The sequence below is a fragment of the Streptomyces sp. NPDC029956 genome (assembly GCF_055574655.1).
In genome coordinates this window covers 62957-68996 of record NZ_JBVHZJ010000044.1, presented here as the reverse complement: position 1 = coordinate 68996, position 6040 = coordinate 62957, and the positions used below count along the sequence as shown (strand labels likewise).

The 6040-nt window shown below is 72.9% G+C and carries 6 protein-coding genes; 1 reads left to right on the top strand and 5 read right to left on the bottom strand.

Annotated elements, in window-relative coordinates:
• Nucleotides 1-56 precede the first annotated feature (56 nt).
• The 4 genes from fxsA to ACZ4XX_RS28965 all read right to left on the bottom strand — a co-directional run bounded on the left by fxsA (nt 57) and on the right by ACZ4XX_RS28965 (nt 4287).
• The gene (fxsA, locus tag ACZ4XX_RS28980; protein WP_468510814.1) at nt 57-650 is read right to left on the bottom strand and encodes an FxsA family membrane protein; all 594 of its coding nucleotides are present in this window, start codon (nt 648-650) and stop codon (nt 57-59) included.
• 73 nt (nt 651-723) lie between these two features.
• The gene (locus ACZ4XX_RS28975) at nt 724-1500 is read right to left on the bottom strand and encodes a polyprenol monophosphomannose synthase (protein WP_468510813.1); all 777 of its coding nucleotides are present in this window, start codon (nt 1498-1500) and stop codon (nt 724-726) included.
• Nucleotides 1501-2036: 536 nt separating this feature from the next.
• Nucleotides 2037-3680 carry an amidohydrolase gene (locus ACZ4XX_RS28970; protein WP_468510812.1) on the bottom strand — a complete coding sequence of 548 codons (1644 nt, stop codon included), beginning with the start codon at nt 3678-3680 and terminating at the stop codon, nt 2037-2039.
• 166 nt (nt 3681-3846) lie between these two features.
• Nucleotides 3847-4287 (bottom strand): Lrp/AsnC family transcriptional regulator, encoded by a 441-nt coding sequence (locus ACZ4XX_RS28965; RefSeq protein WP_017242178.1) that lies wholly within the window; start codon nt 4285-4287, stop codon nt 3847-3849.
• A 225-nt stretch (nt 4288-4512) separates the two neighbouring features.
• On the opposite strand from ACZ4XX_RS28965, the gene ACZ4XX_RS28960 reads away from it, so the two are divergent.
• A complete protein-coding gene (locus ACZ4XX_RS28960; RefSeq protein WP_468510811.1) occupies nt 4513-4881 on the top strand; it encodes a hypothetical protein in 369 nt (122 codons plus the stop codon).
• 37 nt (nt 4882-4918) lie between these two features.
• Here the strand turns inward: ACZ4XX_RS28960 and ACZ4XX_RS28955 are convergent, their stop codons facing one another.
• Nucleotides 4919-6010 (bottom strand): phosphotransferase family protein, encoded by a 1092-nt coding sequence (locus ACZ4XX_RS28955; protein WP_468510810.1) that lies wholly within the window; start codon nt 6008-6010, stop codon nt 4919-4921.
• Nucleotides 6011-6040 lie beyond the last annotated feature (30 nt).

The following is a 6040-nucleotide window of genomic DNA, read 5'->3' as shown; positions in this document are numbered from 1 at the left end:
TCGCAGCCGTGCCCCGCTCCCTCACCGCGGTGAGGGAGCGGGGCACGGCTGCGACATCAGGACATCAGGGGCGGGCGGGGCTCGTCGGCCCGACGCGGGCCCTGAGCGGCGTCCTCGCGGATGACCTCGCCCTGGACGACCTTGCCGTCCGGGCGGTGGATGCGAGCCTGCTGGAAGGCGTCCTGGAGGCTGCCGGGCGGCGCGGCGGCCATCCGGCGCTCGGCGGCCCTGTCCGCGTACCGCCCGAGGAGCGAGCGGACCGGCGGGATCAGCAGGAAGAGACCGAGAACGTCCGAGATCAGCCCGGGGATCATCAGGAGCAGACCACCGAGCATCAGGAAGCCATTGCGATCCTCCGCGCCGGTCCGCTCGGGCGCCGACGGCACGCCGCCCGTCTGCGCGGCGGCCTGGGCCTGCTGGAAGGTCGAGCTGAGGTTGCGGAAGGCACGGCGGCCCGCCCGCTTGACGACGGCGGCACCGAGCACGATGCCGCCGACGAGCAGGGCGAAGACGGTCAGTCCGCCCGCCACGTCCGCCACCACCGTGAGAAGCCAGATCTCGAGGACCAGCCAGGCGGCGACGGCGAGCGGAAGGAAGGTACGCGCGCGTGAGCGCTTCGGGGCGAGGGGAGGCGTTGCGCCGGTCGTCATGGACCCCAGTGTGCCTGGCGCCCCGCCGGAACGTCGTAAAGGAAGGATCAGTACGGGACGCCCCGGCAGGGGATCAGGAGGCCTTGCGGCCGAGCATCCTGCCGACCTTCTCCGCCCGCGCCGACACACCCCAGCCGGTGACCCGCCAGAGCGCCTCGACCACGATGTTCCGGCTCATCTTCGAGTCGCCGATCTCGCGCTCCACGAAGGTGATCGGGACCTCGACGACATGGAAGCCGGCGGCGACGGCGCGGCGGGCCAGGTCGACCTGGAAGCAGTAGCCGGCCGAGGCCACGTCCTCCAGGCCCAGGCCCTCCAGGGTCTCCTTGCGGAAGGCCCGGTAGCCGCCGGTGACGTCGCGGATCGGCACGTCGAGCATCACGCGCGAGTAGAGGCTGCCGCCCCGGGAGATGTACTCACGGGACTTCGGCCAGTTCACGATGCGGCCGCCCGGCACCCAGCGGGAGCCGAGGACGAGGTCCGCGCCCTTGAGGGCGGTGAGCAGCCGCGGGAGCTCCTCGGGCTGGTGGGAGCCGTCGGCGTCCATCTCGACGAGGACGCCGTACCCGTGCTCGATGCCCCACCGGAAGCCGGCGAGGTAGGCGGCGCCGAGCCCCTCCTTGCCCTTGCGGTGCAGGACGTGCACATGGTCGTCATCGGACGCGATCTCGTCCGCGAACTTGCCCGTACCGTCAGGGCTGTTGTCGTCGGCGACGAGGATGTGCGCCTCGGGTACGGCTTCCCGCACCCGCGCGACGATCGGCTTGATGTTCTCCGCCTCGTTGTAGGTCGGAATGATCACCAAGGCCTTGCCGAGCGGGCCGTAACGCCTCTGGCCACCGTCGTTCACTACTGCCCCTTCGGATACATACACAGGCCCCCACCATAGCGAGGTCCCCGGAGTGCTCCGGCGCGGCGGGTCGACTGCGAGGGGCGGGGCGGTGGCCCGGCGGGGCAGGACCCACAGGTGAGGCGGTGGCCCGGCGGAGCCGTCCGCGCAGCCGAGGTGGTGGCCCGGCGGGGCCGTACACGCGTCTGACGTGCGGTGCGGGGCCCGTCGTCCTTCGGTCCGACCCGGGCTCCGCTGGCGGCGGATCGACCGAAAGCCGTTGTCTACTGAACGTCCGGGCCCCACCCGGGTCGCACCCTCCGCCGGAGAAACCTTCCCTCGCGGCCGAGGCGCGGGCGGCGTTCGGCGCGTGCGTGGAGATGCTGTCCGGTCGGATGTCCATTGGTGGACGCGGAGAACCTACCCGCCCCCGACCGTCGACTGTCAACACCCGCTTGACCTGCGGAGACTCCCCAAAAGCCCAGGCCGGAGGGGAAGATCCGCAGGTCGGGGACAAGCGTGCGGAAGGGGTGTCCCAGGTGGGACATATCCCTACATCACTCGTTCGGCCGTACGAACACCGGCTGCCCGTGCACGACCGTCCGCAGGCAGACGGGGAGGTCGACTCCGGGGGACAGATCGGGCAGACCGGGCGTTCCGGAGCGCGGGTCGGTGGACCAGCGGGCCACCCGGTCGTCGGGGGCCTGGACGACGAGCTCCTCGGTGCGCCAGACCGCGTAGTCGGCCGGTGCGCCCGGGACCAGCGTCCCCGCGTCGTCCCGGCCCACGGCCCGCCAGCCGCCCCGGGTGTGGGCGGTGAAGGCGGCCCGGGCGGAGATCCGGTGCTCGGGGGTGCGGTGGAACGCGGCGGCCCGGACGGTGCCCCAGGGGTCGAGCGGGGTCACCGGGCTGTCCGAGCCGAAGGCCAGCGGCACACCGGCGCGCAGCAGCGCCGCGTACGGATTGAGGGTGCGGGCCCGCTCGGCGCCGAGCCGGTCGGCGTACATGCCCTCCTCGCCGCCCCAGAGCGCGTCGAAGGCGGGCTGGACGGAGGCGGTGAGGCCGAGCTCGGCGAAGGCGGCGACGGTCTCGGGAGTGAGCATCTCGACATGCTCCACGCGGTGCCGGGCCGCCCGGATCCTCGCGAGGCCGAGCTTCTCGGCCGCGGCCCTGACCCCCTCGACGACGGCGGTCACGGCGGCGTCCCCGATGGCGTGGAAGCCGGCCTGGAGGCCCGCCTCGGTGCAGGCCACGACGTGGAGGGCGATGGTGGCCGCGTCCAGGTGGGCGGCCCCCGTGTGGCCGGCGTCGGCGTGATCGGCGTACGGCTCGTGCAGGCAGGCCGTGTGGGAGCCGAGGGAGCCGTCGGCGAACAGGTCGCCGGCCGCGCCGAGGGCGCCGAGGGCGCGGGCCCGCTCGACGTCGAGGTCCGCCCAGTAGCCGACGATCCGGGGGCCGGCCTCGTCGCGGGCCAGGTCCAGGAGGCCGGTGAAGTCGTCCTCGGAGGAGATGCGGGGGCCACCGCACTCGTGCAGGGTGCCGATGCCGAGGGAGGCGGCCCGGCTCCTGGCCGCGCGCTGCGCCTCGGTGCGCTGGCGCGCGGAGACGGCCCCGAAGGCGGCGGCCCGCACGGCATGGTGGGCGTCGCCGGTGAGCGGCTGCTGTCCGTCGTGGAAGCCGTCCAGGCCGCGGACGCCGGGGACGAGGTCCAGGAGGGCGGTGGTGACGACGGCCGAGTGGACGTCGATACGGGTGAGGTAGAGCGGGCGGCCGCCGGTGAGCCCGTCGAGTTCGGCCCGGGTGAGCGGGCGGCGCTCGGGCCAGCGGGAGGCGTCCCAGCCGTGGCCGATGAGGATGCGGTCCTCGGGGCGGGCGGCGGCGTGGGCGCGGATCAGCTCCGCTGCGTCGGCGAGCGAGGCGGCGGCGGACAGGTCGAGCCCGGTGAGGGCGAACCCGGTGGCGGTGGTGTGGACATGTGCGTCGACGAACGCCGGGGTGACGAGTGCGCCCTCCAGGTCGACCACCTCGTCCACGCCGGTGGCGAAGGCGTCGGCCGCGCCCTCGGAGCCCACCCAGGCGACGTGCCCGCGCTCCACCACCATGGCGGTGGCGAAGGGGTCGGCGGGGCTGTGGACTTCTCCACCGCGCAGCAGGACGGTGCGGTGTTCGGCGGGAGACGCAGGAGGCATGGACTCACTCATGCGACCAGGCTAGGACCTGCCGGGACCCGGTTTGTCCGGCAGGTCCCCCTTGAGTGCCCCACGCGCGCGTCGGATCGGCCTCCCTCGGGCGTCGTACGACCCTACGCGCGCGTCGTACGACCCTGCGCGCGCGTCGTACGGCCCCCGCATCGCGCGGCCTTGCCGGTCAGATGCGCGGCGGGCGCGCCTCGTACGGGGTGGAGAGGACGACGGTGGTGCGGCTGGAGACGCCGGCCTGGGAGCGGATGCGGCTGAGCAGGTGCTCCAGCTCCAGCGGCGTGGCGACCCGGACCTTGAGGATGTAGTTCTCGTCACCGGCGACGCTGTGGCACGCCTCGATCTCCGGGATGTCGGCGAGCCGGTCGGGGGTGTCGTCGGGGGCGCTGGGGTCGAAGGGTTTGACCGAGATGAAGGCGGTCAGCGGCAGGCCGACGGCCTCCGGGTCCACGACGGCCGCGTAGCCGCGGATGACTCCGCGCTGCTCCAGACGACGGACGCGCTGATGCACCGCCGACGTGGACAGGCCCGTGGCCTTGCCCAGGTCGGTGTAGCTCATGCGCCCGTCCTTGACGAGCAACTCGACGATCTGACGATCCAGCTCCTCCATGCGGTGACCCTATTGCTCCCGCGGACGAGCGGCACCGTCGGGGTCGACCGCAATCGGGCGGTATGGGTCATCACGGGGCACCTGCGGCGGGCATGTGACGAACGCCACAGGTTTGCGTCCGGCCTCGGGTACTGCCACACGATTATGCGGACGGCCGCATGGGAAGTGCTTGCTGTGGTCGAGGCCGTACAGATCCGGCCGACCCACCCGAGGGGGAGATTCTCCATGCAGGAGCCTGTTGATTCGGTCGACACGTCCGAAGAGCTCGACGCGTACGACACCTTTGAGATGTTCCGGGTCGTCTGCCCGGAGTGCGTGCAGCCGATCGCGCTGCTCGCGGACGAGGACTCGCTGCCGGAGCACGCGCTCTGCCCGACGCCGTGGAACCCCTTCGTCCTGACGGTCTGCTCGGGCACCGGACTGTCGGCGACCGAGGCCGGCCCGGCCGACGACACCCTGGAGGTCCAGGAGCAGGACACCGCCCTGCTCCTGACGCTCCCCCAGGGTCTCGACTGGCGCACGCAGCCGTTCTCGCACGTCGGCGGACCGGGCTCGCGCCCGATCCGGGTGCCGCAGATGCGGCGCGCGGCCTAGGTCGTCTCTTCCGGACGGGGCCTTCGGGCCCCTCCGCTCACCAGTAGCTTCCCCGCACCATCGCCGCCAGAGTGGCGTGGTGCAGGATCAGGCCGTCGGGGTCCGCGGGTATCTCGACCTCGCCGAAGTGAGCCTGCCGGTACGCGATCCTGAGCATCACGATCGCGTGCCGCAGCGCCGCGTAGAGGGTGTGGAACTCCATGTCGCGCGGGACGTGTCCGGTCAGTTCCGCGTAGCGCCGTTCGACCGCGTCGCGTCGAAGGAACCCGGGCAGCCCGGGCTGGCCGAAGCCGACGGTCAGGTCCTGGAAGAAGCGGTGCAGGTAGACCGCCCAGCCGAGGTCGACCTCGCGCGGGACACAGGCCGCCATCTCCCAGTCGAGCACGGCGGCGGGGGCGAATCCGTCGTAGACGATGTTCCCGATGCGCGCGTCTCCCCAGCCGAGGACGGCCGGCCCCTCGTCGGCCGGCCAGTGCGCCTCCAGCCAGTCGAAGGCCGACTCGATGAGCGGCGAGGGCGCGAGCCCGTCCACCACCCAGGCGTAGTAGGCGCGTTGGGCGTCGACATGACGGCGCAGCGGCGTCCCGGGACCGTCCGCCAGCAGGAACTCGGCCTCCTTCGCCGGGAACTGGTCGTGCAGCCGGGCGAGCACGGACACGGACTCGGCTTCCAGCAGGTCGCGTTCGTCGTCTGTGGCGGAGTGCAGCCAGTTCCCCTCGTACGTGTAGGGCATGACGTCCGGCGGGACCCGGCCCTCGGCGCGGGCCATCACGAAGAAGGGCGCGCCGAGCGGCCCGGGGTCCTCTTCCAGCCACAGCACGCGCGGTACGGGGATGTCGGTGTGCTCGCCGACCAGCCGCATGACCCGGTGCTGACGGGCCATGTCGTAGACGGGGAAGACGGTGTACGCCGCGGGGTCGGCGGCCAGCCGGAGGGCGCAGCCGCGTACCGGGGCCTCGGGGTGATCCAGGTCGAAGAGGAGGGTCTCGCTCGACATGCCGTTGGACCCGGGCACGGCGAGCCCGGAGACACGGGCGCCGGGCAGATGCCGGTCCAGCCATGCGGTGAGCCGGCGCCCGAGCTCCTCGGGGTCGCGGGTGGTGGTGCGGGGGCGGGGCGCAGAGGTCAAGGAGAGCTCCTCGGAGGGCCGTTGACGTGG

Excerpts from the sequence above, each read along its gene's own strand:
- ACZ4XX_RS28970 (WP_468510812.1), bottom strand. The coding sequence starts at position 3,680 with ATGAGTGAGTCCATGCCTCCTGCGTCTCCCGCCGAACACCGCACCGTC.
- ACZ4XX_RS28960 (WP_468510811.1), top strand. The coding sequence starts at position 4,513 with ATGCAGGAGCCTGTTGATTCGGTCGACACGTCCGAAGAGCTCGACGCG.
- fxsA (WP_468510814.1), bottom strand. The coding sequence starts at position 650 with ATGACGACCGGCGCAACGCCTCCCCTCGCCCCGAAGCGCTCACGCGCG.
- ACZ4XX_RS28965 (WP_017242178.1), bottom strand. The coding sequence starts at position 4,287 with ATGGAGGAGCTGGATCGTCAGATCGTCGAGTTGCTCGTCAAGGACGGG.